17 protein-coding genes and 1 riboswitch are annotated in these 25,538 nt (G+C 70.2%); of the genes, 6 read left to right on the forward strand and 11 right to left on the reverse strand.

The features are described from left to right. Positions 1-13: 13 nt before the first annotated feature. Together NBY69_RS10440 and NBY69_RS10445 are read left to right on the forward strand one after the other, a co-directional pair. Positions 14-1,825, forward strand: coding sequence for a serine hydrolase (locus NBY69_RS10440; RefSeq protein WP_250300258.1), 1,812 nt, complete (start codon positions 14-16; stop codon positions 1,823-1,825). A gap of 179 nt (positions 1,826-2,004) precedes the next feature. Further along, positions 2,005-2,730, forward strand: a complete 726-nt coding sequence (locus tag NBY69_RS10445; protein ID WP_250300260.1) for a DUF4232 domain-containing protein — start codon at positions 2,005-2,007, stop codon at positions 2,728-2,730. 33 nt (positions 2,731-2,763) lie between these two features. Here the strand turns inward: NBY69_RS10445 and NBY69_RS10450 are convergent, their stop codons facing one another. The 5 genes from NBY69_RS10450 to NBY69_RS10470 form a co-directional block, all read right to left on the reverse strand. After that, a complete protein-coding gene (locus NBY69_RS10450) occupies positions 2,764-4,323 on the reverse strand; it encodes an NAD(P)/FAD-dependent oxidoreductase (protein WP_250300261.1) in 1,560 nt (519 codons plus the stop codon). 38 nt (positions 4,324-4,361) lie between these two features. Continuing rightward, positions 4,362-6,599: a serine/threonine-protein kinase gene (locus tag NBY69_RS10455; RefSeq protein ID WP_250300263.1), complete on the reverse strand. Its 2,238-nt coding sequence runs from the start codon at positions 6,597-6,599 to the stop codon at positions 4,362-4,364. Further along, the gene (locus NBY69_RS10460) at positions 6,581-7,528 is read right to left on the reverse strand and encodes an oxygenase MpaB family protein (RefSeq protein WP_250300265.1); all 948 of its coding nucleotides are present in this window, start codon (positions 7,526-7,528) and stop codon (positions 6,581-6,583) included. Before NBY69_RS10460 ends, NBY69_RS10455 begins: the two co-directional genes overlap by 19 nt. Positions 7,529-7,736: 208 nt before the next feature. After that, positions 7,737-10,202: a beta-glucosidase gene (locus NBY69_RS10465; protein ID WP_250300268.1), complete on the reverse strand. Its 2,466-nt coding sequence runs from the start codon at positions 10,200-10,202 to the stop codon at positions 7,737-7,739. A gap of 137 nt (positions 10,203-10,339) precedes the next feature. Further along, positions 10,340-11,650, reverse strand: coding sequence for an MFS transporter (locus NBY69_RS10470; protein WP_250300270.1), 1,311 nt, complete (start codon positions 11,648-11,650; stop codon positions 10,340-10,342). Between the two features lie 174 nt (positions 11,651-11,824). Here NBY69_RS10470 and NBY69_RS10475 point away from each other — a divergent pair, with 174 nt between their 5' ends. Then, positions 11,825-12,835 carry a LacI family DNA-binding transcriptional regulator gene (locus NBY69_RS10475; RefSeq protein ID WP_250300272.1) on the forward strand — a complete coding sequence of 337 codons (1,011 nt, stop codon included), beginning with the start codon at positions 11,825-11,827 and terminating at the stop codon, positions 12,833-12,835. Positions 12,836-13,123: 288 nt separating this feature from the next. Here the strand turns inward: NBY69_RS10475 and NBY69_RS10480 are convergent, their stop codons facing one another. Together NBY69_RS10480 and NBY69_RS10485 are read right to left on the reverse strand one after the other, a co-directional pair. After that, positions 13,124-13,885, reverse strand: a complete 762-nt coding sequence (locus NBY69_RS10480) for a (2Fe-2S)-binding protein (protein ID WP_250300274.1) — start codon at positions 13,883-13,885, stop codon at positions 13,124-13,126. Positions 13,886-14,030: 145 nt separating this feature from the next. After that, a riboswitch (cobalamin riboswitch) is annotated at positions 14,031-14,105 on the reverse strand. A gap of 58 nt (positions 14,106-14,163) precedes the next feature. Further along, positions 14,164-15,660: a hypothetical protein gene (locus tag NBY69_RS10485; protein ID WP_250300275.1), complete on the reverse strand. Its 1,497-nt coding sequence runs from the start codon at positions 15,658-15,660 to the stop codon at positions 14,164-14,166. 489 nt (positions 15,661-16,149) lie between these two features. Here NBY69_RS10485 and NBY69_RS10490 point away from each other — a divergent pair, with 489 nt between their 5' ends. After that, a complete protein-coding gene (locus tag NBY69_RS10490) occupies positions 16,150-16,338 on the forward strand; it encodes a hypothetical protein (protein WP_250300277.1) in 189 nt (62 codons plus the stop codon). A gap of 128 nt (positions 16,339-16,466) precedes the next feature. Continuing rightward, entirely contained in the window at positions 16,467-18,539 is a 2,073-nt protein-coding gene (locus NBY69_RS10495) for a P-loop NTPase fold protein (protein WP_250300279.1), read from the forward strand. A 141-nt stretch (positions 18,540-18,680) separates the two neighbouring features. On the opposite strand, the gene NBY69_RS10500 is transcribed toward NBY69_RS10495, so the two are convergent. Further along, entirely contained in the window at positions 18,681-19,841 is a 1,161-nt protein-coding gene (locus tag NBY69_RS10500; RefSeq protein ID WP_250300281.1) for a protein kinase domain-containing protein, read from the reverse strand. A 412-nt stretch (positions 19,842-20,253) separates the two neighbouring features. Then, on the reverse strand, positions 20,254-21,444 hold the full coding sequence (locus NBY69_RS10505) for an acyl-CoA dehydrogenase family protein (RefSeq protein WP_250300283.1): 1,191 nt from the start codon (positions 21,442-21,444) through the stop codon (positions 20,254-20,256). Between the two features lie 227 nt (positions 21,445-21,671). Between NBY69_RS10505 and NBY69_RS10510 the strand changes: the two genes are divergently transcribed. Then, on the forward strand, positions 21,672-22,511 hold the full coding sequence (locus NBY69_RS10510) for an aldo/keto reductase (RefSeq protein ID WP_374211255.1): 840 nt from the start codon (positions 21,672-21,674) through the stop codon (positions 22,509-22,511). Positions 22,512-22,613: 102 nt separating this feature from the next. Here NBY69_RS10510 and NBY69_RS10515 read toward each other — a convergent pair whose 3' ends face one another. Next, a complete protein-coding gene (locus NBY69_RS10515) occupies positions 22,614-23,090 on the reverse strand; it encodes a phospholipase (protein ID WP_250300288.1) in 477 nt (158 codons plus the stop codon). 183 nt (positions 23,091-23,273) lie between these two features. Further along, positions 23,274-25,325, reverse strand: coding sequence for a SpoIIE family protein phosphatase (locus NBY69_RS10520; RefSeq protein WP_250300291.1), 2,052 nt, complete (start codon positions 25,323-25,325; stop codon positions 23,274-23,276). Positions 25,326-25,538 lie beyond the last annotated feature (213 nt).

The following is a 25,538-nucleotide window of genomic DNA, read 5'->3' on the forward strand; positions in this document are numbered from 1 at the left end:
AAGGAGTGCTGTGATGAGCGGGAACGCAAAGGGCGGGGACCTCAGCAGACGTCGGCTCGGTGGCGGAATGCTGGCCCTGGGCGGCGCACTCGCTCTCGCGTCACTGCCCGCGGGACCGGCCGCCGCGGTCACCGGAGCCGCCACGGGCGCCGGAGCCCCTGGCAGATCCGGCCGTCCGACGCTGCGGCGCGGCACCGCGGAGCAGGCCGGGCTGCTGTCCCACCACCTGGAACTGCTCGTGAAGGACGCCGTGACGTTCCTCGGCCCCTCCCCCAAGCACCCGTGGTACGCGAGCGCCGTACTGCTGGCCGGACGCGGGGGCACGGTCGCGCTGCACCAGCCGATCGGGCAGGCGGTGCGGTACTCGGCGTACGACGAGAAGTCCGACACCGGCGTCGAGTTCCCGGCGGACCAGCAGATCCCGGCGGCCGACGACACCCTCTACGACCTGGCGTCCGTCTCCAAGCTGTTCACCTCGCTCCTGGCGGTGCAGCAGATCGAGCGCGGCGCGCTGGAACTGACGGCGAAGGTGGCCTCGTACCTCCCGGAGTTCGGAGCCGCGGGCAAGCAGGACGTGACGGTGCGCCAACTGCTCACGCACACCTCGGGGTTCCGCGCGACGCTGGCCCTCTACAAGGAGCCGACGCGGGAGGGGAAGCTGCGGCTGCTGTGGAACGAGGCGCCGATCAGTGCCCCCGGCACCGCGTACCTCTACTCCGACCTCAATCTCATCTCCGTGCAACTGGTCCTGGAGAAGATCACCGGCCGGACCCTGGACGTGCTGCTCCACGACGAGATCACCGCTCCGCTCGGAATGCACCGCACCCGTTACAACCCGCCCGCCGCCTGGAAGCCGAAGATCGCCGCCACCGAGGACGCCCGGCTGCCCTGGTCGGGACTCGACCGCGGGCTCGTGTGGGGCGAGGTGCACGACGAGAACGCCTACAGTCTCGGCGGCGTCGCCGGTCATGCCGGAGTCTTCTCCTGCGCCTGGGACCTGGCGGTCCTCGCCCGCACCCTGCTGAACGGCGGCGCGTACGGAAAGGCCCGCATCCTCGGCGCGGAGTCGGTCGATCTGCTGTTCACCGACTTCAACACCGACTTCCCCGGCGACAACCACGGCCTGGGATTCGAGCTCTACCAGCACTGGTACATGGGGGCGCTGGCCACCCCGCGCACCGCGGGCCACACCGGATTCACCGGCACCAGCCTGGTACTCGACCCGTCCACCGATTCCTTCCTGATCGTGCTGGGCAACTCGGTCCATCCGGTGCGCAACTGGCGTACCGGAAGCGCGCCCCGGGTCGCCGCGGGCAACCATCTGGCCCGAGCCGTGCCCGTGCGGCCCCCGCACGGGCGCACCGCGTGGTTCTCCGGGATGGAGAGCGCCACGACCGCCACGCTCACACTGCCCGGCCTCGGTCCGGTGTCGGAGCGGGCGCACCTCAGCGCCTCCGTCTGGTGGGACACCGAGCCGCACTCCGACTTCCTGCGCCTGGAGGCTTCCGCGGACGCCGGAGCGACCTGGCAGCCGGTGCCGTTCTCCACCACCCGCAAGGGCCAGGGCCCCGAGTCGCATCCGACGGGCTCGGTGGACGGGTGGTCCGGACGTGTCTGGCACCGGTTGGACGCGGACCTGACGGCGTGGCACGGCAAGGAGATCCGGCTGCGCTGGCGGTACACCACCGATCCGCTGTACGTCGGCCGCGGCACGTACGTCGACGCGATCCTGGTCGAGGACGGCCGGCGTACGGTCTTCGACGGGACGCGGACCCGCGACGCCTCCCTGATCGAGGCGGTGGGCTGGACCCGGTCCGCCGACTGACACCGTCCGGTGACCTCCGGTGACGGCCGGTCAGGAGGGCTTTCCCGCAAGGGTTGTTCTCCTGACCGGACGAGACCTATGTCACACCCATCAGTTCGGTCTTACTGCAACCGCCCCGGGGATCCGGGCGTGATGACGGACGTAGATCATCTGCTGCCCACACCGGAGGCCCCACACCCATGAACACACAGCTCAGCCGCCTTCCCCGCCGCGTCGCCGCGCTGCTCGCCGTCACGGCTCTGAGCCTGGGTGCCGCCGCCTGTTCGTCCTCCTCCGACAGCAAGGGATCGAGCGCGAAGGACAGTTCCGCCTCCGCCTCGGACTCCTCGGGCTCGTCCTCGTCCGACAGCACCAAGGACGGCAGCGGCAATCCCCCCGAGGCCGCGGGCACCGGGTCCACCGGTGGTGCGAAGCCCGCCGCCGCCCCCAACTCCTCCAGCGGCAAGGGCGCCCCGGCCGCTGCCTCTGCGTCGTCCCGCTGCCACACGTCCGAGCTGAAGGCCGGCTTCGCCATGGGCGGTGACGCCGCCCCGGACATGAAGTCCGACAACCAGACGCAGGCTTCGGTCGCGCTGACCAACATCAGCAAGCGCACCTGCACGCTGAGCGGGTTCCCGGGCGTCGACATCGTCGGCAACCAGGCAAGTGACGGCACCTGGTCGCTGGCCCGGTCGTCGAAGCCGGTCACCACGATCTCGCTGTCGCCCGGTGACACCACCGACTTCAGCATCACCCTCGGTGCCACCCTGGAGAAGGGCTCAGGCACGTTCGAGCCCGGTCTGGTGCGTATCACCCCGCCCAACGAGAAGACGCAGTTCGCGCTCCAGTGGCCGTTCGGTGGTGCCATCACCAAGCAGGACGGCGCCACGCACCCGGCGACCTACGTGAACCCGATCGGTTCCTGACCTGCCGGACAGGTCCTGGTGCCGGTCGCGGCACTAGTTTCCGAGGACCGCCATGGCGGCGTTGTGGCCGGGGATGCCACTGACACCGCCACCCCGGACGGCGCCCGCGCCACAGAGCAGGACATTCGCGTGCGCCGTCTCCACACCCCACCGGCCGGGGTGCTCGCCGTCCGGGTCCGCGTACGGGAAGGCGAGCGCCCGGTGGAAGATGTTGCCGCCGGGCAGCCGGAGTTCACGTTCCAGGTCCAGTGGCGTCTTCGCCTCGATACACGGACGGCCGTCCGCGTCGAGCGCGAGGCAGTCGGTGACCGGCTCCTCCAGATGCGCGTCGAGCTGGGCGAGCGTCGCCTTCAACAGGGCATCGCGCGCCGCGTCGTTGTCGTGGGCGAAGAGCCGGGCCGGGGTGTGCAGACCGAAGAGGGTGAGTGTCTGGTACCCCTCCGCGGCAAGGCCGGGACCGAGGATCGACGGGTCGCTCAGCGAGTGGCAGTAGATCTCGGACGGCGGCGCGGCCGGGAGCCCGCCGGCCGCCGCCTGCGCGTGGGCCGTGGCCAGTTGCCCGTACCCCTCGGCGATGTGGAAGGTACCCGCGAAGGCCTCGCACGGGTCGACGGTACGGTCGCGCAGCCTGGGCAGCCTGCGCAGCAGCATGTTGACCTTGAGCTGAGCACCCTCGGCAGGCGGGGGCCGCTCCTCCCCGAGGAGTGTCGCGAGGACCTCGGGCGACGCGTTCACCAGCACATGACCCGCGGCGACGCTCGCCTCACGGTCCTCCGTACGGAACGTCACCTCGGCCCGGACACCGTCCGTCTCGATACGGGTCGCCTCGTGCCCGGTGACGATCTCGGCGCCCGCGTCACGGGCGGCCGTCGCGAGGGCGTCGGTGAGCGCGCCCATGCCGCCCACCGGGACGTCCCAGTCGCCCGTGCCGTTGCCGATGACGTGGTAAAGGAAGCAGCGGTTCTGTTCCAGTGACGGATCGTGCGCGTCGGCGAACGTGCCGATGAGCGCGTCGGTGAGCACCACCCCGCGGACCAGGTCGTCGTCGAACCGCTCCTCGATCGTGGCGCCGATGGGCTCCTCGAAGAGCATCCGCCAGGCCTGGTCGTCGGCGATCCGCTCCCGCAGCTCCGCGCGGCCGGGCAGCGGTTCGGTGAGTGTCGGGAACACCCGCTCGGCGACCTGCCGGGTCGTCCCGTAGAACGAGCGCCACGCCTCGTACTCCGCGTCCCCGCCGGTCAGCGCCGCGAAGGACGCGCGGGTACGGTCCGCTCCCCCGCCGACGAGCAGCCCGGTGGGCCGGCCGCCCCGCACCGCCGGGGTGTACGAGGAGACCGTGCGCCCGCGGACCTCGAACCGGAGCCCCAGCTCCCGCACGATCATCCGCGGCAACAGGCTGACCAGGTACGAGTAGCGCGAGAGCCGTACGTCGACACCGTCGAAGGGCCGGGTGGACACGGCGGCCCCGCCGGTGTGCCCCAGCCGTTCGACGACCAGGACGGAGCGTCCGGCGCGGGCGAGGTAGGCGGCGGCGACGAGTCCGTTGTGGCCGCCGCCGACGATCACGATGTCGTACGAGTCCTGTGCGGGCATGCCCCTTCGTAGCACGTGCCGATCACCGGCCGCCGGAGTCAGTGGCCCTGCGCGCTCCGCTGCTGCCGCCGCGCGGCGACCTGCCGGTAGAGCTCGGCGGCCTCGCTGCCGCGGCCGAGCTGTTCCAGGCAGTGCGCCTCGTCGTTGCGGCTGGCCAGTGCGTCGGGGTGGTCGACGCCGAGCACCCGCTCACGGTCCGCGGCGACCTGCCGGTAGACTAGGAGGGCATCCGCCCAGCGGCCCAGCCAGCCCAGCCCCACCGCGATCTCGCGGCGGCTGACGAGCGTGTCGGGGTGATCGGCGCCGAGCACCTGCGCACGGAGCGCGCCGACCTCGCGCGCCTCGGCGAGCGCCTCCTCCCAGCGGGTGAGGCGGCCGAGGTTCACCCCCAGGCCGTGGCGGGCGCGCAGCGTCTCCGGGTCGGCGGGGCCGTGGACCCGGGTGCGATCGGCGACCAGGGTGCGGAAGAGTTCGAGCGCTTCGGCGCTGCGGCCCAGCCTGCCGAGGCTGATCCCGACCTCGTAGCGGGCCGCGAGGGTGTCGGGGTGGTCGGCGCCGAGCGCCTGCGCACGGGCCGCCGCCACTTCCTGGTAGGTCGCCAGCGCCTCCGGCCACCGCCCCAACTGGCCCAGCGTGTACGCCACTTCGTACCGGGTGACCAACGTGTCCGGGTGACCCGCACCGAGCAACCGGGCCCGCACCGCGGCGACGTCGCACGCCATCCGGTAGGAGTCCTCCAGCCGTCCGAGCCTGCTGAGGTTGAACGCGAGGTTGTGGCGACAGCGCAGCGTGTCCGGGTGATCGGGGCCGACGGTGCGCTGCCGTGCGGCGAGCACCGACGCGTACACCTGGTGCGCCTCGAAGTGCCTGCCCAACTGCCCGAGGACGTACGCCATCTCCTGGCGGGCGGCGAGGGTCTCCGGGTGGTCGGCGCCCAGGGCCCGTTCACGGCCGTCGGCGACCCGGGTGAACTCGCGCAGCGCGTCCGCCGCCCGCCCGGTGCGGCTGAGCGTGAACCCGACCTCGTAGTGGCTGGCCAGGGTGTCCGGGTGGCCGGGGCCCAGTACATGTTCCCGCTCGGCCGCCACCGCGCGGTGCACCTCACCCGCCTCCGCCCAACGGCCCAGCCTGCTCAGGCTGAGGCCCGCGTTGTGGCGGCCGGTGAGCGTGGCCACGAGCCCCGGGTCCGGGGTGGGGCGCTGCCCGGTGGACGACAGCGGGACCGGGCCGGTACCGCGCGGCGCCGCCGTGGTCCATTCGCCGGTCAGCGCCGTGGCCCGGTCGGTCGGGGTGGAGGTCACCGTCCAGGTGCCGGTCGCCTTGTGGCCGGTGGTCATCCCGCGGGTCCAGGACGGCAGCGCCGGGGCGGCGGACGGCAGTTGCTCCGGGGGCCGCGGCGCGGGGACCGCGGGCAGCTCCGGGGCGGGAGCACCGGCGGCGAGACGCCGGCCGAGTTCCCTGGCGTCCCTGGGCCGGTCGTCCGGGCTCTTGGCGAGCAGTTCCAGGACGACCCGGTCGAAGAACGCGGGCAGTTCGGCCCGGTGGCTGCGCGGCGGCTCGGGCACGGTGTCCCGGTGGCTCACCAGGATCGCCCAGGCGTCGTCGAGGTCGAAGGGCGGCTGCCCGGTGGCGATCTCGTAGAGCACGCAGCCCAGCGAGTAGAGATCGCTGCGGTGGTCGACCTCGCCCCCGCCGCCGATCTGTTCCGGCGACATGTAGTGCGGGGTTCCCATGGCGATGCCGGTTCCGGTGAGCCGGGAGGTGAAGCCGATGTCGTGGCCCAGCCGGGCGATCCCGAAGTCGCAGATCTTCACGGTGCCGTCGGCGAGCCGCATGATGTTGGCGGGCTTCAGGTCCCGGTGGACGATGCCCTGATCATGGGTGTACGCGAGGGCCGAGGCCACCTGACGCGCGATGTCGACGACCACGGGCACCGGCAGCTGATGCTGTTCGTCGGCCTCCAGGAGCTGGCTGAGGTTACGGCCGTCCAGCAGTTCCATGACGAGGTAGAGGACACCCTCGTACTCCCCGAAGTCATGGACGACGGTGACACCGCGGTGCTGGAGTGCGGCTGCCACCCGGGCCTCCCGCCGGAAGCGTTCGCGCAGCACCCTGGTGAAGGACTGGTCGTGCTGGGGTCCCAGCGGCTTGAGGCACTTGACCGCGACGAGGCGGCCCAGTGACTCGTCACGTGCCCGCCACACCTCGCCCATGCCCCCGCGCCCGATCAGATCGAGCAGCCGGTACCGGCCGTGGATCAGCCTGGTGTCCGCCATCTCGTGCTGTCGCCCCCGTCGCGTAGCTGCACCCTCTCCGGCCCGTCCAGTATGGCGTCCGGTGTCCGGAGTTTGTACGGTGCCGGGCGGCTGCCGGGGCCCAGGCGTGCCATGGCTTTCAGAATATGGCCTGGTGGCAGCTGCCAGCGAAGCCGGGCAGGGATGCAGCGCAGGGCGTTGCCCGCGACGGTGAGCCGACGGGTGACGGTCTCCTCGGCGGGCGCCGGTCTGCCGTAGAGCTCGTGGGCGTACGGAGGCAGGGAGGCGTAAGCGAGCGCGGCCACCTGTCGCCAGAGCACTTCGCGCGCCGGCGTGAGCAGGGCGGGAACGGGCGGCCTGCGCAGGAAGTCGTCGACCTCGCGTGATTCCGCGGTGGCGGCGAGTTCGGGGCGCACGGCCGCGAAGTACCCGTCGAGTGCGGCCCGGTCGGCGGGCACCGCGGCCGGGTCGAGACCGACCAGCCGGGCGCTCTCCCGGTTCTCGTCGATGTAGCGGTCGGCCCGGTCGTCGCCGGTCAGCGCCCCCGAACGGCGCAGGACGCTCACGTACGAGTCGACCTCCGCGCAGTGCACCCAGAGCAGCAGTGCGGGCTCGTCGACCCCGTACCGCTCCCCGGTGTCCGGATCGGTGGCCCCGAGGTGGCGGTGAATCCTCCGGACCCGGGCCCCCGCCTGCTCGGCGGCCTCCGTCGTCCCGTAGGTGACCGTCCCGACGAAACCCGCGGTACGCATCAGCCGGCCCCAGGCGTCCCGGCGGAAGTCCGAGTTCTGCATGACGCCGCGCACCGCCCGGGGGTGCAGCGCCTGGAGGTAGAGGGCGCGGATCCCGGCCACCCACATGATCGGGTCGGAGTGCAGCTGCCAGGTCACCGAGGCGGGGCCGAAGAGGCCGGGATCCGCTCCGTACGTCGTCCGGGGTGCATCGCTCATGCTCCGCAGTATGACCGCAGCCTCCTTGGGGGCGTTGACGGCCTTCGGCGTTCCTCTGTGCAATGCGGGAGCCAACCGGCTGTGCGGCTTCGGCGACCCGCGTGATGCCGCGCCCGGCCGTGGTCCCGGTACGCCTCGGACGGGTACCGCCCCCTGCTGGTCGCACTTCCGCGAACAGCAGACGGCGGTACCCGTGTGGTGCCGTCGGCTACGCCTGGGGGCGAACCTCGGCCCGCAGTGCCGCGACGGCGGCCGAGGACCCGACCTGGACGTCGAAGGTTCCCGGTTCGACCTGCCAGGCGTGGGCCTCGACGTCCCAGTGGGCGAACACCCGGGCCGGCAGGGCGATACGCACCCGGACGGACTCGCCGGGCTGCGCGGTGGCGGCGGCGAAGCCCGCGAACCACTGCACCGGCCGCTCGACGGCGGACTCCGGGCGGCCGAGATACGCCTGGACGACCTCCCGGCCGGGCCGCGTCCCGGTGTTGGTCACCTCGACGAGCAACTCGCAGCTGCCGTCGGCGCCCTGGTGAACGGCGAGGGAGTCGTAGGACCAGGTGGTGTAGCCGAGGCCGTGGCCGAACCAGAACGCCGGCTCCGCGCCGCTGCGCAGCCACGCCCGGTGGCCGATGTGCAGTCCCTCGCCGTAGCGCAGCACCCCGTCGGCGGGGGTGACATCGATGACCGGGACGTCCTCCTGGCGGGCGGCCCAGGTGGTGGGCAGCCGGCCGCCGGGCTCGCGGTGGCCGAGCAGAACGTCTGCCAGGGCGTTGCCGTACTCCTGGCCGGGGAACCAGTTGAGCAGTACGGCCGGGGCCCGGTCGGCCCAGGGCATCAGGACCGGACCGCCGGAGTTGATGGCGACCACGGTGGTCGGGGCGACGGCCAGGATGCGGGCCGCGAGCTCGTCCTGCCCCTCGGGGAGGGCGAGAGTGGTGCGGTCGTAGCCCTCGCTCTCGACCTGCTCGTTGGTGCCGAGCACCAGGACCACGGCGTCGGCGGAGGCTGCCAGCTCGACGGCGTGGTCGAGTTCGGCCGCGCTGTCCCGGCGCGGGGTGCGCAGCGCGGCGGTCAGGATGACCGCGCCGAGAGCGTTGCTGACCACGGTGTGGACCAGCCGGTAGACCACCTCCTGCCCGGCTTCCAGATGCATCTCGGTGTAGCGCTGCGGGGGGTTGAGGAAGGCCTCGACCGGGTCACCGCTCTCCAGGGTGACGGTCTCGTCGATGCGGACCTCTCCGTCGATCTCCAGCCGCATCGAGCCGGCGCCGGCCAGGCCGATGCGGTGCACGCCGGCCTCCTCGGCGCGCAGGCGTGCGGTGACCTCGACCGTCGCCGTGTGCTCCAGGGCAGGGACGCCCAGGTAGACGAGGCGGCCACTGGTGCGGTGCTCGCTGAGGAGTTCCGCGCCGTCGGCGTCCAGCAGGCGGGCCCGTACGCCGGGGAGTCCGCTGACCGGGTCGACGACCTGGTCGGCGGTGAAGGGGGCCATGGTGGTGGTCGCGTAGGCGCCGGGAGTGTGGACGACCTCGACGCCGTGGGCGGACAGCGCGTCGGTGAGGCCCTGGAGCGGGGAGATCGCGTAGGGGGCGTTGACGGTGGCACTGCCGCCGCCCTGGATACGGGCGTGGGCGGCGTTGGGGCCGATCACGGCGACCCGGCGCAGGGCGCCGGGGTTCAGCGGGAGGGTACCGGCGTCGTTGCGCAGCAGGACGGTACCGGCGGCTGCGGCTTCGCGGAGCAGGGCGGCGATGTCCTGGTCGGCCACGGGTGCGGGGGCCGGGGCAGCCGGTGCGAAGCCGTCCAGCGCACCGACCCGGGCGGCGAGGCGGAGCAGGCGGCGTACCTTCTCGTCGATCGCCGACTGCGGGACCCGTCCCTCGCGCACGGCGGTCACCAGGGCGTCGCCCCACGGCCCGGCGGGTCCGGGCATCGCCAGGTCGTTGCCCGCGGCCCCCGCCGCGTCGGTGGAGCGCACCGCGGTCCAGTCGGAGACGACCGCGCCGTCGAAGCCCCACTCCGCCTTGAGGACGTCGTCGATCAGCGGGTTCTCGGTCATGGTGGGTCCGTTGACCGCGTTGTAGGAGGCCATCACCAGCCAGGGACCGGCGTCGGCGACGATCTGCTCGAACGGGGCCAGGTAGAGCTCGCGCAGGGTGCGCTCGTCGACCTGGACATCGACGGTCATCCGTTCGGTCTCGGAGTCGTTGCCGACGAAGTGCTTGGGCGTGGCGGCCACACCGTGCTCCTGCACGCCGTTGACGTAGGCCGCGCCGATGCGGGCGGTGAGCAGCGGGTCCTCGGAGAAGCACTCGAAGTGGCGGCCGCCCAGCGGGCTGCGGTGCAGGTTGACGGTGGGGCCGAGCAGGACGTCCACGCCCTTGCGGCGGGCCTCGGCCGCCAGCAGCGCGCCGAGCCGGTGGACCAGTTCCTCGTCCCAGGTCGCCGCGACAGCGGTGGGAGAGGGGAGGTTGGCCGAGGTGTCCCGCTCGTCCCACGCCTCACCGCGGACGCCGGCCGGGCCGTCGGACAGCACCATGCGGCGCAGACCGACCGCTGCTTCGGGATGGGTGCTCCACATCCCTTCGCCGGTCAGCAGGCGGACCTTGCCTTCGAGATCGAGTCCGGTGAGCAGTTCTTCGATACGGGCCTCGACGGCCTCGTTGTGCTGCATGAGATCTCCTTGCGGGGTGCGGTGCCCGCCGTCGACCGGTGTCAGGTCCGGCCGACGGCGGATCCTCGGGAAAGAGCGGCGGTCACGGTGTCACCCCGTGTCCACTGCTGTTCCGTTTTTTGGGGGGTGGTCAGGGGTCAGCGGACCGAGCGGATCGGCTGCACGCTCAGCGCCGCGGCCACGACCAGGACGATCGCGACGGCGAACAGCGGGCGGTACCCGCCGAGCAGGCCGATGACGGCGGCAGCCACGGCCGGGGCCAGGGCCTGGGGTGCGGAGTTGGCGATGTTGAGGACGCCCATGTCCTTGGCGGCGTCGCCCTGGTTCGGCAGGACCTGGGTCATCAGGGCGGTGTCCACGGCCATGTAGGTGCCGAAGGCGAATCCCGCGATCACGGCGAAGGCGAACATGGCCCCCTCCGAGCGGACGATGAACGGCACGACCAGCGCGACCGCCATGCCCAGGGAGGAGGCGACGACGAAGGGCTTGCGGCGGCCGACGCGGTCCGACAGCGGTCCCATCACCAAGATCATGACGATCATGCCGGGCAGCATCGCGAGGCTCAGCAGCGGCACCAGGTCGTTGGCGCGGCTGTGACTCAGGCCGATGTAGTCCTCCAGGATGTAGAGCTGGTAGGACGAGACGCTGTAGTAGCCCAGGATCATCAGGAAGCGGCCCAGGAAGGCCCAGGCGAAGTCCGGGTGGCGACGCGGGCTGACCCAGAAGCCGGCCAGGAACGCCTTCAGGTGGAAGGGGGCGACCTCGGCGCCGGCGGTGGAGGGTTCCCTGTTGAGCAGGAGGAACACGGCCGTACCGGCGATGACCAGCAGGCCGAAGACGGCGAATCCGAGGCCCAGCGCGTTGGCGAAACCGGCGGCGAGTGCGGTACCGAGAGTCGCGCCGAGCATCTGCGCCAGGCCGGCCGCCGAGGAGAAGACGCCTCGCCGGTGCACGGGGGTGCGGTCGGGGACGACCGCGGTCAGCGGCGCCTGCAGGCCGTTGAAACATATCTGCGCGAGGGTCCAGGCGACGGCGATCCACAGGAGGCTGTTGCCCGACCCGACCGCGATCAGCGACAGTCCGCCCAGCAGGGCTCCGCCCGCCATCCACGGCGCGCGCCGCCCGAAGCGGCTGCGGGTGCGGTCGGACAGCGCCCCGGCGATCGGGTTGGCCAGCATCGCGGCGATCGCGCCGATGGCGCTGATGACTCCCAGCGCGGTGGACTTGTTCTCGGGGTCCACCTGGCCGACCAGGTCGGCCAGCAGCACGGCCGGTACCGCGCCGTAGACGGCGTACAGCGCGACGCTGTTGGCCATGAGGCCGCCCAGCAGGCGGCGCTCGCCGGGCTGCCGTCCGGGGCTGGTGCCCGGCTCGTCCACGAGCGCGGTACCGGAGTCGGCGCGGTGCCCGGATCTCGAAGTGATCATGGTGACCTCGTTGTCAGTCATGCGGAGGGCGTCGGCGTCCTGGCACGGTTCGCGCGGCTCGTACGGCTCCGGGGAAGGCATTGCTCACACGTGTGAGCATCTCCATGATGTTCACACGTGTGAGCAGATTTGTGAAGCCCCACCGGAGGCCCGGCTAGGATTCGGGACCGAAGCCACAGATTCGCAGGAGACGCCGTGAACTCAGCCGCCGGACGGGCACCCACCAGCGCGGACGTCGCGCGGCTGGCACGCGTGTCGCGCTCCACGGTCTCGCTCGTCGTCAACGACGTCCCCAACTCCCGCATCGCGCCATCCACACGTGAACGCGTCCTGGCCGCCGTGCGGGAGCTCGGCTACGCCCCCAATGTGTCGGCGCGCCAACTACGCGCGGGAACCAGCCGGCTGGTGGTGATGCCGCTGCCCGAGCTCCCGCTCGGTCCCATCATCGACGCCACCATCGAGCACCTCTCCGACAAGCTCCGGGCCGACGGCCTGACCCTGCTGGTGCACGGGGATCGCGGGACCACCGGCATGGCGGCGGCACGCATGTGGGCGGAACTGCACCCCGCGGCGGTCCTGGTGACGGCCGACCGGTGTACGAAATCCTCCGTCGCCCTGCTGCGCCGCGCCGGGACCGAGGTTCTGATGATCTCCAGCGGCCCCACGCCCTGGGCCGACACGCTGGAGTTCGACCAGGGACGGATCGGCGCCGAAGCAGCAGCGCACCTGCTCGCCGTCGGGCACCGGCGCCTCGCGGCCATCATCCCCGCCGGGCCGTTGGAGGGCCTGGGCCGTGCCCGCGCCGAAGGGCTGGAGAACGCGGCTCGCGCGGCCGGCGCGCGCGGTGAGGAGATCACCATGGAGGCCACCCACGAATCAGCGGCCTCCGCAGCCGCCACCGTGCGGCGGCCCGGCGGTCCGACCGCCGTATTCACCTACAACGACGAGTACGGGGCGCTGCTGCACCGCGCCCTGAACGACCAGGGCGCGACGATACCGGGCGATGTCGCCCTGGTGGGCGCCGACAACCTGGCCATCGCCACATTCCTGCGGCCGATGCTCTCCTCGGTCGCCCTCGATCCCGTGGAGATCGCCGACCATCTGTGCGTTGCGGTGCGTTCCGTGCTGGAACGGCCCGCACGCACGGAATCGGTAGTGGCCGGCGTGCTGGCCACCCCCTTCCTGGTCCGCCGCGAGACGTCCTGAGCCGCGCGTCCCCCGCCCACGAGCGGTCGGCGCGGGGGCGGCCACTCGTGGGCGAGGGCGTCGGAGCCGGTCCGGGTTCGACCGGGGTTCGGTCAGCGCCACGTCGCGGTTCGGGGCGCTCCTGCGGGAGCCCTGGCCACCGAGCCGGCGGCGGGCCAGGCCCGGCCGTCCGTACTCCTCCGGTGCGAGCGCGACGGCCGGCGCTCCGCCCAGGACGATTCCGCGAGGCTCGGCACGTCGGCGCGCGGCGGTTCCTCCACAGGTGCGAAGGCCGGGTGAGCGGCCTGGTCAACGGGACAGTACGCAGTCCCCGCACAGAGCCCCTGAGGCACCGGGCGCGGCGCGGTAGATCAGGCAGCAGCTGCGCCGCCGGAACGCTCCGTCGGGCCCCGTACAGCTCGCGTCGCGCAGTGGGGGCCGTTCCAGGAGACGTGAGGTGATGGCACGGGTCCGTGCGGTGAGGTCCGGGCGGGTAGTCGTGATCATGGACGCGGCTCCGTTGACGGCCGAGGCGGTGTTGCCCCACAGGATGCGCCGGGAGACCGTGAACTCCGCCATCGCATCGGCGAGTTCACGCAGTGGGCCGTCCAGCAGACGACTGCTCAGCTCGTCGGCGAGCCGGGTCGGCGCAACCGTGGATCCGCCGGTGCAGGCACCGGCGGGCAGCGACAGGTCGGTGAAGGCATCGCTGGGCAGCGACAGGGGGATCTGGCCGCCGATCACGGGCTGCCACCGGAGATCCGCGAGGCCGGGGGCGGGTACCAGGCCGTGCAGGACGGCGGCGGCCAGTGCGGGTGAGATCAGCCGGGCGGCCAGTCCCAGGTGGGCGACGGATGCCGCGACCCGGATCTCGACCGCGTCGGGCGACTGCCCGCCGGCCGCGGCCAGCCATTCCCGTACACCCGTCACACGGGCTTCGAGCAGCGAGCGGGTGATCCGCTGCCAGGGCTCGGGCGGCTCCACACCGGGTGGGTGGGCCTGCACGGCGAAGAACGGACCGAGCTCGGCGATCTCCCCGATCACCGCGCTCGCCGCAGGAGGGCTGCTCATGCCGGAACAGGGTCCGGCTGCTGCGAGGTGGCGGTCCCGATCGCGCCCGGTGCGGCCACCGGACGGAATGTGGAAACGGTGCTCAAGGTGAGCCCTCCCTCTGGGATCGTGCGTCCCTTGCGTGTACGGGCAGAGTGAGGGCTCGGTGTCCGACTCGCCGGCCACCTTCCGGTGGCGTGGCTCACAGTGGCGCGACCGTGCTGGAATCTCACCAGCTTCCTTGTGCCATCACTACGCGGGGAGCGTAGGGCCCGTTTCTCCGGCGGGTCAATCAAGGCCTACGCAGCGTCTTCAGGATCCTCGTGGAGAGGCCCCGATCGGGCGCTTTCCAGCATCGATCGAGACAGCTCCATGCCGTAGGGATGTTGGTGGTTCAGTAGGCGCATGAGCCCACCGGGGGCATGGTTCCAGTGGTCATTGAGACTGACCTTCGTGCCGAGGCTGTCGAGTAGTTGAGAGATGACCCAGGCGGCTTCGGTGGGCCGGTCGCCCCAGCCGTCACCCCACCAGAGATGATCGCTTGGAGTGCAGGGACCAGGATAGATACCCCCGTCCGTGGTCGTGATCCAGACGATGTCGTCGAGGATCACCGAGCGCAGCCGAGCGCCGGAATCGGGCAGGCGCAGCGGGCTGAGGAAGACCCAGGTGCTCTGCCGATGTGCGCGTCTGCGGACGGCGGGGATCCCGGTTGCCTCATCGGTGTAGAAGGTCGCATCCTCCGCGTCGCCGGCGAGAACCGCGTGCAGGGCTGTGGGCGCACATGCGGTGAGCTGCTGGGCCCAGCGGCGGGACGTAGCAAGGTTGGTGGGAACTTCCGTCTGCGGCCCGTACGGCAGGAGCCTACTGTCGTGAATCCTGCCAATGCGCAAAGGCTCGTAGGCTTCGAAGAGTTGGCTGGCGGCAATGGTCCGCCACCCTTCGGCCAGCAGTTCTTGGTCATCGATGCGCGGCAAGGGGTATCCCTCGGTTCGGTGCTGTGCAGCGATGAGGAGGCGTTCGCCCTTAAGGCGAGAGCTGTGGCGGCCGAAGATTCGAATATCGGAGTTGACGCTTTCGGCCCGCTGGTTGCGCAGCGCGTTGGCCAGGTCGGTGAGCGCGGTGCGCTCCACGTGGTCGAACGCCCCGCTCTCTGCGGCGCGGCGCAGAGTCGTCTCCTGTTTGCCGGGCAGAACCTCCGCGACGGTGATCGGCGCGCCCGGGGACCACTGGCTGATGACGTCGGCCCGACGCAGCAGGCGGGGCCACCAGGGCAGTGCATGTCCGGCGAGCTTCATCACGAGATTCCACTGGGCCTCGTATTCCAGCTGCGGCTGCGCGGTGTCAGCCGCGAGAAGGGCGGGTCCGGACCATCCGATGTCTCCGATCAAGGCACACACTGTGACCACTCCGTGTGCTCCGCCGCCCTCCTTCGCCAGTTCCTCGGCCATGGCCGAGGCCGCGCCGTGTTTCGTGGTGTGGATGACGCGGATGGCGCCGAGCTCAGTCTGCCAGTCCATCGCCGGCCCATGCGGGGTGGATTGATAGCCAATCCATCGCCCGGCCTCGGAGGTCTGCACGCGCAGATCGGGGTTCAGGAGCAAGGCGCCGCGGTCACGGAACCGTGTGGAGAGTGCGGCCCACCGATATACACCACCGCCGTCCCATCCCCAGTCGGGTTCCTCACCAGCCGCATACTGGAAAGGGCTCGGCTCGTCTTGCTGGGTGGCGGGGAAGTGCTCATCGGAATCGATCAGTTCGGTCAGCTCCTCTGCGGTAACGCCCAGGAGCTTCTCCACCTCGGGTCTGCGGAGAAAATGATCTGTCTGTCTCAAGATGGCGCCCCCTCAGTGCCGTTGAGCAGTCGAACCGATGCGGTGGAGAGTCGGCTGGCACGACGGAGCCGAGGTCGCCAGGCCACAGCCTCTGCAGCCTAACGGTTCAAGGCGACACGCGAACGTCCGCTTACCTCCTGGAGCCCGCCGGTCCTGCAGGCCTCCGCATCGTTAGCGCCTGACGCGAGCGGCGCGAGGCCATCCAGCCTGGACGCGCGAACGCCCGTCTCACCCTCGATGGCCTGGCCTTTCCAGTAACGTATCTCCACACTCATGGCATCAGCACCCAGTCCGGCAGGCGAACACACGACTATCTGCGCGGAGTTGAACGCCCCCGCGTGCAGGCTGCCGGGGTGGGGTACGGCTGCACAACGGAGGCTGCGCCGATGGCAGGCGTTCACCTCGCAGTGTCTGGCGGCCCAGCCTCCCCTGGCCCTCTAAAGGAAGGTGCGGATGCCCAGCGGAATTTGGCACCTGGAGCCCCGGCGGATCCGCCTCTGTTACGAGCGCGGTGTCACGCTCACCTTGCACCACCCGACTATCAGGACATACCTGTCCCTGAATCGCGACGAGGTCACGGAAGAACGCCTGCGTCAGGCCTTCGATGAACCCCCGCTCATCACCGAGGTCCTGAGGTCCTGAGGTCCAGCAGCGAGTACCGCGAACTCCGCGAGCGGGCCGCCCGACGCGACGCCCACCGCCAGCGACTCACTGAGACACGCGACCTGTGTTGGGCCACTCCATTTCTTGCCCTGCTCCTGAGCGTTGGCTTGCTGCGCTGGCTGCTGGACTCGATCATTGGGCTTCCCTTGTGGGTGTCGGTGCTCCTGCTGATCTGGCCAATTGGCTACTTCGGGGTGGTCGAATTCCGGAGTGAAGAGAACCGCGCCAATTTCATATCCCAGATGCAGACGGCCGCATACTTCATCGTCTGGGTCCCGAGTGCGGCCGACACCGAGATACGACTTTGGTGGTGGGGCAGCAACAAACTGCCGCGCACCATAGCCCCGATCATGCGGCGCGAGATCGCTGCACTACTCGGGCCCGATCACGAGTCCCTGTTGGTCGCCCGAAGTCACGACGGCCTCATCGACGCCGCCAACCCCCAGTACTGGGTGTCGACAGACGTGGAACGCACACTGAAACGGAAGCTCGACCAGATGGGCGGCGGGGCCATCGCGATCTGCGGCCCGCGCGGCGTCGGCAAGAGCACTCTGCTCAAGAAGGCGTGCCAGGGCCGGCTCGGCCATGTCCGGCAGTTCCATTTCGACGTCGTCGTTCAGACGCCCGCCAACTACCGCCCCGAAGAGTTCCTACTCTCCCTCTTCCAATCAGTCTGCCGCAGTTACCTCAAATTGTACGGTCGCCGACCACGCACTCCGTTCCTGTTCCGCTCGCGTTCACGCGCCACCAACAGGACGCGACGGCTCTATTACTCCGCACGCCGCTGGGCACAGCTCCTCCTCGGCCTGCTCCTCGTCGCTTTGGCAGTCCAGGATGGAGTGCGGAGCCTCGCGGTCGGGATCTATCAATCCAGTTATCCCGCCAGCACCAACTGGGCTCTGGAAGCATGGACGTGGGCCCTGAGAGCGTGGCACGAGCATCCCATGGTCACGCACCTCGTTCTCGCCGCGGCCGGATCTGCTCTGGTCGTGTGGACCGATCCCAGGGGGTGGATCAAGGGGCGTCCATCCCGTCGCCTCGTCCAGGATTGCCACAACTACCTGAACCTGCTGCAGCACATCCAGACCATCAGCTCTACGACATCGCTCGGCGGGACCGCTCGCGCGTTCAGCTTGAGCCTCGGCCGAACCAGCGGAAGCACGTCGCGCACCTTCACCTACCCCGAGCTCGTGTCGGAGTTCCGCGACCTTCTGTCGCGGATCAGCGAAGTCGAGCGCGAAGACAACTGGAAGGTCTTCATAGGCATCGACGAGCTCGATCGGCTGGGTTCAACAGAGCAGGCGCGAGCCTTCCTCTCCGAGATCAAGGCCATCTTCGACATCCCCCGTGTCTACTTCATCCTCTCCGTCTCGGAAGACATCGGTGCCGCGTTCATCCGAAGGGGCCTTCCCACCCGCGACGTCACCGACAGCTCCCTGGAAGATGTCCTCCCCATTGAGGCAAGGACACTGAATGAGTCCGGAGTCCTGCTCCAGACCCGGGTCCCTGGATTCACCGACCCATTCGTCGCCCTCGTCCACGCATTGTCGGGAGGAATTCCTCGCGACCTGATCCGGTACACCCGCAAGGTGACAGAAACCCATCGACGGACCGATCAACACAGCCTGTCGGCTCTGGCGAGGGACTTGTTGTGGGAAGAGGCCGCGCAGGCCCTGTCCGGATTTCGTGTACTGCTGGCCAACCACAGCGACTCCGGACGCTGGGCGGAGACCGTTCACTCTTTACACAACACCATCACCATGATTCGCGGCGCGGATCCCAGAGGGCCAAACCACGATGTCGAACAGCGTCTGCTGGCGCTGGCCCAGCAAGGCGAGCCTGCTGCGTCCAACAGCAGCGAGCCTGCTGCGGAACTCAGCCACCGGTGGGAGGAACTCTCCTGTTACGCCCTGTTCATCCTCACGCTTCTGGAAGTCTTCGCCCGCAGGGACTTCGCGGTGCGGCGGGCGGCCTACACCAGACCGGAGAAACCGCAGGCGGACCTCCAGCGGCTCGCCGACGCCCGATTGGAGATGGGCGTCTCGCCGCACAGTGCCCGGAAGATCATCGACACGTTCCGTGGGCACTGGGCGCTGCGTTCCGCCACACGTACCGTTATCCCCCAGCAGCCGGGCCCCAACGGACAGAGCAGCCGCACTCGAGTGCGCGACGGCAGTTGAGGGGCTCAGTCCCGCTCCCGGCTCCGATGTGAAGGCCCCCGAGGGGGGTATATGCGGACCCGCCGCCCAGCATGCCACCCAAGGACGCCGGAGGAGCCGCGTTGGCCCTGGGTACGGGCCGCGGCGTGGCCCGCATGCCGATCAGTCGAACGCTGTGCCCAGGGCCTCCACCGCCGCGAGGAACATGTCTGACTCGGCGTAGTGGGCCGAGACGATGTGCGGAGCGACGATCCCGCACGCTGCGAGAGCCTTCGCCTTTCGGAGCGCCTGCGGTCGGACGGCGGCCGTCAGCCAGTTGCTGGTCCCGTGGCCGGGTGAGCGGAACATGCCCCATTGCTTCTGCGGGTCGGGCCGCTTCTCCGGGTCCTTCTCCAAGAACGCGGCCAGTGTGTCGGTCATGCTGTTGGGTACGGCGCTCAGGTCCGGTTCGGCGGTGGCGATGCGGTGCATGAGCTCGGCAGAGCTCTCTCCGGTGAAGGCGGGGCTGCGTCCAGCGGAGGCGAGCCAGACCAGGGTTGAAGCTGTCGAGAACAAATCCGAGGCAGGTGAGATGTCTACTCCTTGGACCTGTTCCGGTGACATGAACGGGGGAGTGCCTGGATGCATGGCACCGGCCGTGGTCAGTTTGCTCCCCAACTCGAAGTGGGAAATGCCGAGATCCAGCAGCGCAAGTTCTGGTCCGGGAGCAGACCGGCCCAGGGCAAGGTTGGACGGCTTGACGTCCCGATGGGCCACCCCGCGCTCCTGCAGGGGTGTCAGCGCCCGGAGCAGCCGACGGGCGAGGAACAGCAGAGCGTCCTCATCGGGCGGGCCGAACACGCGCACGCTGTCCTCAAGGGTCGCGTAGGGCAGGTACTGCATCGCGTACCAGAGGTTCCCTGGCTCCAGACTGGCTGCGAGCGGGGCGGGGACCGGCGATGGTTTCGGCTCTGCATACCAGTCGGGCAACAGCAGATCGGTGGGCTCTGCCGGCCGGTCGGGCTGCGGGATCTTGCGGGCGACCGGGATCTGTGCTGCCACCTGCTTGCCCAGGTGGGTCCAGTCGTAGATGTGTTCCGCCGTGTCGATCTCGTTGCGGAACCTTGCCACGATCCTGCTGTCGGCCGAGATGTCGCGATGGATGACTTTCAAGGCGACCGGGCCGCGGCTGAGGGCATCCCACGGGGTTGGGATGTTCAAGTTCTTGGTTTGCGGGAGTACCTGGCTGGAGTAGGTACCGGTCGACTTGACCTTGGTGAAGGGCAGAGCATGCCCAGACATCTCCACCGGGTCGTGAGGTGCCGCGAGATAGACGGCGCCCATGCCGCCTTCGCCCAGGCGGGCTATGAGGCGCCAGCCGCCTATGTGCGCGGGGTCTGTGGGTTCCAAAGGTCGCATGAGTGTGTAACTGCCCCTGTCGGTATCCCAGTTATGCATCGCAGCCTTCTCCGGCTTTACCCGCCGGCGCTCGGCTACGTGGACTTCCTCGGCCTCTTCCTTGTGGCGGCGTGTCAGCAGAGGGGCTCATGGAGCCGGGGGCAATGGCACCGTTCAGGTATAGGGGGACCCGCGTGACCTTCGCCTGATGTGGGCATAGATCAACGGAGGAACCTGCGGGGCGGCTGGGCGCGGGATTTGTACGCGGACACCACCCGGCATCACCGTCCCGCCCCCAAGCTCAGTGTCAACAATCCTCGGCATGTGACAACTACCGTCTGCGATCACACCGCAGGGCCTACCGCCGCACGCGGGGCATCCCCAGCCCGATCCAGGAGATGATTTCCCGCTGGATCTCGTTGTTGCCGCCACCGAAGGTGAAGATGACGGCCGACCGGTAGCCGCGCTCCAGTTCACCGTGGAGCACCGCGCCCGTGGATCCCTCCTTGAGAGATCCTGCCGCGCCGACGACCTCCATGAGCCAGGCGTAGGCGTCCCGGCGGGCCTCCGATCCGTACACCTTGACCGCCGAGGCGTCCTGCGGGGTGAGCGTCCCGTTCTGCACGGCGTTGACCATCTGCCAGTTCAGGAGCTTCATCGCGTCGAGCCTGGTGTGGGTCCTCGCGAGGCGCCCGCGCACCCAGCCCAGGTCGATGACCCGGCGCCCGTCGGCGAGCTCGGTGTCGGCCGCCCAGCGCTGCACGTTGTGCAGGGCGCGGATGGCCATGGTGCCGTGGGCGGCCAGGGTGACGCGCTCGTGGTTGAGCTGGTTGGTGATCAGCCGCCAGCCCTTGTTCTCCTCACCGACGCGGCGGGAGGCGGGGACCGTGATGTTCTCGTAGTAGCTGGCGGTGGTGTCGTGCGAGGCGAGGGTGTTGATGAGGGTGCAGGAGTACCCGGGGTCGTCGGTCGGCACCAGCAGCATCGTGATGCCCTTGTGCGCGGGGGCGGCCGGGTCCGTACGGACAGCGAGCCAGACCCAGTCGGCGGTGTCGCCGTTGGTGGTCCAGATCTTCTGCCCGTTCACCGTGTAGTGCCCGGTGGTCACGTCGCCCTCGCGTACGGCCCGGGTCTTGAGCGCGGCGAGATCGGTGCCCGCGTCGGGCTCGCTGTAGCCGATCGCGAAGTCGATCTCGCCCTTGAGGATCTTCGGCAGGAAGTACGCCTTCTGCTCGTCGGTGCCGAACCGCATGAGGGTCGGACCCACGGTGTTGAGCGCCATGAGCGGCAGCGGTACGCCCGCCTGCGCGGCCTCGTCGAAGAAGATGAACTGCTCCATCGGGGAGAGTCCGCGACCGCCGAACTCCTCGGGCCAGCCGACGCCCAGCCAGCCGTCGGTGCCCAGTCTGCGCACCGTCTCGCGGTAGAAGCGTTTCTGGGCTCCCGCGTCCGCGTAGCGCGCGTAGGCGTTGTCCGGCACCAGTTCGGCGAAGTAGGTGCGCAGTTCGGCGCGCAGCCGCTGCTGCTCGGGGGTGTATTCGAGGTGCACGGCCCCTCCTCGGTAACGGCATCGGATCGAGGGGCACAGTAGAACGCGTTCCAGTCTTTTGGAATGGCGATGACCGGTCTTCTTCGGATCTCCGGAATCGGCCGGGCCGTACGAAGGACCGCCGTCCGGGCAGCCGATGCGACAGGGGCCCTGGGCCGTTGCACTCTGGATCCAGTGGGTCGGCGCGGGCCGCCCCTGCCCGAGGCATCATCCGGACGAGGCAAGGAATGATCGTGAACGCGGTTCCCACCATCACCCTGAACAACGGCGTCCAGATCCCCCAGCTGGGCTTCGGCACCTTCCAGATCGAGCCGGCCGACACGAAGGCGGCGACGCTGGCCGCGCTGGAGATCGGCTACCGGCACATCGACACCGCCGAGATGTACGGCAACGAGAAGGAAGTCGGTCAGGCGGTCGTCGCGTCCGGACTCCCCCGTACGGACGTCTTCGTCACCAGCAAGTTGAACAACGGCTTCCACGCGCACGACGACGCGCTCAAGGCCTTCGACCGGACCCTCTCCGAGCTGGGCTTCGACTACCTCGACCTGTTCCTGATCCACTGGCCGCTGCCCGAGGTCGGTGACTTCGTCGAGACCTGGAAGGCCATGGAGGAGATCTACCGCTCCGGACGGGCCAAGGCCATCGGGGTGTCCAATTTCCAGCCGCACCATCTGCGGCGGCTCCTCCAGGAGACCGAGATCGTGCCCGCGGTGAACCAGATCGAGGTGCACCCCTATCTGACGCAGGACGAGGTCCGCGCTTTCGGCGCCGGGCACCGGATCGCCACCGAGGCCTGGTCCCCGATCGCCCAGGGCAAGGTCCTCGACGACCCGACGATCACCGGCATCGCCCGGCGGCTGGGGCGTTCCACGGCCCAGGTCACGCTGCGCTGGCACCTCCAGCGGGACGACATCGTGTTCCCGAAGTCCGTCACGCGCTCCCGCGTCGAGGAGAACTTCGCGCTCTTCGACTTCGAGCTGACCGAGGCCGACATGGCGGCGATCACCGCCCTGGACCGCGGGGAGCGCACCGGTCCCGACCCGGACACCTTCAACTACGTGCCGTAGGGCGGTGGACCCGTGGGGTACTGGCGGGCGGTGGACCCGTGGTACCGGCGGGCGTGACCGGTCCGCCCGGCCGGACAGCCGGGCCGGACCGGTACGTGGGGGTCAGCCCACGACGGTGGGAGCGAGGGAGCCGAGCTTGTCGACGGCCTGGTAGTACGTCCAGGCCAGCCCGGTGCAAGCGGCCCCGCTCGCACCCGAGTACCCGGCGCACACCCGCTTGAGGTCTGCGTACAGCGCGCTGTCGATACGCGCCTTGTTGGCGGCGAAGGTGCCCGCGGCCTTGTAGTTGCGGTAGCCGAAGTCGTGGCGCGCGCAGGCGGTCTTGAACGGGAACCCGAAGGGGTTGTCGGGCGAGCTGGAGCAGTAGTCGGTGGACCAGTCGAAGCCGTACGCGCTCCAGGCGCCCTGGTTCTGGTGGGCGGCGTTCCAGGAGTTGTAACTGGCCGCGCTGGTCTGGGTCCAGCTGCTGAGCACCTGGCCCTTGTCCGCCGGGGCGGCGACCGCGGGAGAGGCGGCCAGTACGGCGGCGCAGAGGGAAAGGGCGAGAGCGGCGAGCCGCCCTGCGGATCGGGTACGCATGAGGAAGTCCTCCGTGGGGGGGATACGTGCGGTGCGGGGGATGCGGGGGATGCGGGGGATGCGTGGGGGCATACCAGCAGGAACGGTCCCGGGTGATGGCGCCCGGGACACTTCCATGATGGCGCCCGTCATCCTCAACGGAACAGATGCAAAAGGGTGTTGCCGGGAGGTGTAGGGGCTTGCTCAGTCCTCTGCACCGGGCGGTTCGAATTCGCACCAGACGGCCTTGCCGTCGCCGCGCGGCTCCACGCCCCACCGCGCCGATACGGCGTCGATGAGCATCAGGCCACGTCCCGAGGTCGCCGCTTCGCCGGGCGTCCGCCGTCGCGGCCAGGCGCTCGACCGGTCCTTGACCCAGAGCCTGATCCGCCGCACCGGCTCGGGCAGCACCTCCAGGGTGAGCACGGCGCCGCCCTCCGTATGGAGCAGGACGTTCACCAGCAGTTCGCCCGCGGCGAGTTCCACGTCGTCGACGAGTTCCGCCATCCCCCACGCCTCAAGGGCGTTGCGCAGTACGGTGCGTGCCTCCGCCAGACCTTCCGGGTCCGCCTGGTGGATGTACTGATGGATACGGGGAGCCTGCGGCGTCCCGGGGTCGGGCGCCCTGCGCAGTACCAGCAGCGCGACGTCGTCGCCGGTGCCCCAGCGTTCCCACAGCCGGTCCGCCAGGTGATCGGCGAGCTGCTCCGCCCCCACCGGCCCGCCGCCCACCGCGTCGGCGAGGGCCTCCATACCGACGCCGATGTCGGCCCCGGGTTCCTCGACCAGGCCGTCGGTGCACAGCACGAGTGTCTCCCCGGGCACCAGGTCCAGCCGGGTTTCGGGGTACTCCTCCCGCCCGAAGTCAGTGGCGAGGCCGAGTGGCAGGCCACCGCGGAGATTCGGCCAGCCGACTCGTCCGTCGGTATGCCGGATGAGCGGACCGAGGTGCCCGGCCCGAACCGCCCTGATCCCGCCGGACGTCAGGTCGATCTGGGCGTAGGTGCAGGTGGCGAACCGTTCGGTGTCGAGCTCCGCCAGGAAGCGGGAGGCCCGTGCGAGCACGGTCGCCGGGGAGTGTCCCTCGCCCGCGTACGCCCGCAGGGCGATGCGCAGTTGGCCCATGATGGCGGCGGCGTGGGTGTCGTGTCCCTGTACGTCGCCGACGACGATGCCGACCCTGCCGCGCGGCAGCGGGACGACGTCGTACCAGTCGCCGCCCACCTCCCGGCCGCTCCAGGCCGCGTGGTAGCGCACCGCGATCTCGGCGCCCGGGACCTCCGGAATGCGCCGGGGCAGCATGAACGACTGGAGTCCGGTCGCGAACTCCCGCTCCTGGTCGAAGAGCATGGCGCGCTGCAAGGACTGGGCGACGATGCCCGCCAGGCCCAGACAGAGGTTGCGGTCCTCGGAGGAGAAGCTGTTACGGCCCCGGTAGAAGAGCGCCAGCGCACCGATGGAACGGGCCTGGGCGATCAGCGGGAGGAACGCCGCCGCGTCGGCCTCCAGCCGCCGGGCATACGGACGCAGCCGGGGGAACCGCTGCGACAGCTCCGCCGGTGAGGTCACGAATCGGGGCCGCTGGGTGAGGACCACCTCGGCGAGCGGAAGCGAATCGTCCAGCCGGTGGCGTCGCAGATCCTCCAGGACGTTCATCGAGTCGCCGGAGAGCGCCACCAGATCGAGCGCTCCGCCCACGACCAGTCCCAGGGCGAGTCCGTCGGCACCGAAGCGTTCAAGACCGCCCTCGCCGGTCAGCACCGCGGTGACGTCGTCGACGGTGACGGCCCTCGACAGGGCGTCCGTGGTGCCCTGGAGCATCGTGGTCAGCCGTCGGCGGCCCGCCTCGACGGGGCTGATCGTGGTGAATTCGGTGAGTTCGGCCGTGGCATTGCGGACGATGCCGACGACCCGGTACGGGACGCCCTGCTCGTCGCGCAGGACCCGCCCCCGTACGTGGGTCCACTGCCGGACCCCGGTACGGCGGCGGAGCTGGAAGTACACCCCGTAGGAGGACCGGCCGTCGCGGATCGCCTGCATCAGGGCGGCGTCGAGACGGCTCCCCTCCTCGGACGGTATCCGGCTGACGAGGGACTCCGGTCTGCCGTCGTACTCACCGGGACGCAGATCGAACACGGCCAGGCCCGGCTCGTCGAACTCCAGCGTGCCGCCGCGCAGATCCCAGTCGAAGCTGCCCATGCGGTTCAGGGCCAGTCGCTCGCCCGGCCCGATCAGCGGAAGATCTCGTCCTGCCATACGGTCGCTCCGAGGAGGGCTGAGGGGGCCAAAGCGTAACTTTCCGCCGTTCTGCTCGCACTGCGGCTGCCGCCTATCGGGGACTGGAGTCCCGCCGCGCCCGCCGTACGGCCGCACCCGGCGGGACTGGAGTCCCGCCGCGCCCGCCGTACGGCCGCACCCGGCGGGCACCGGCCCCGCAGGTTCGCGGGAAGGCCGGGAACCTGCTCCCCG

It is taken from the genome of Streptomyces sp. A 4/2 (genome assembly GCF_940670765.1).
In the GTDB taxonomy this organism is placed as follows: Bacteria; Actinomycetota; Actinomycetes; order Streptomycetales; family Streptomycetaceae; genus Streptomyces.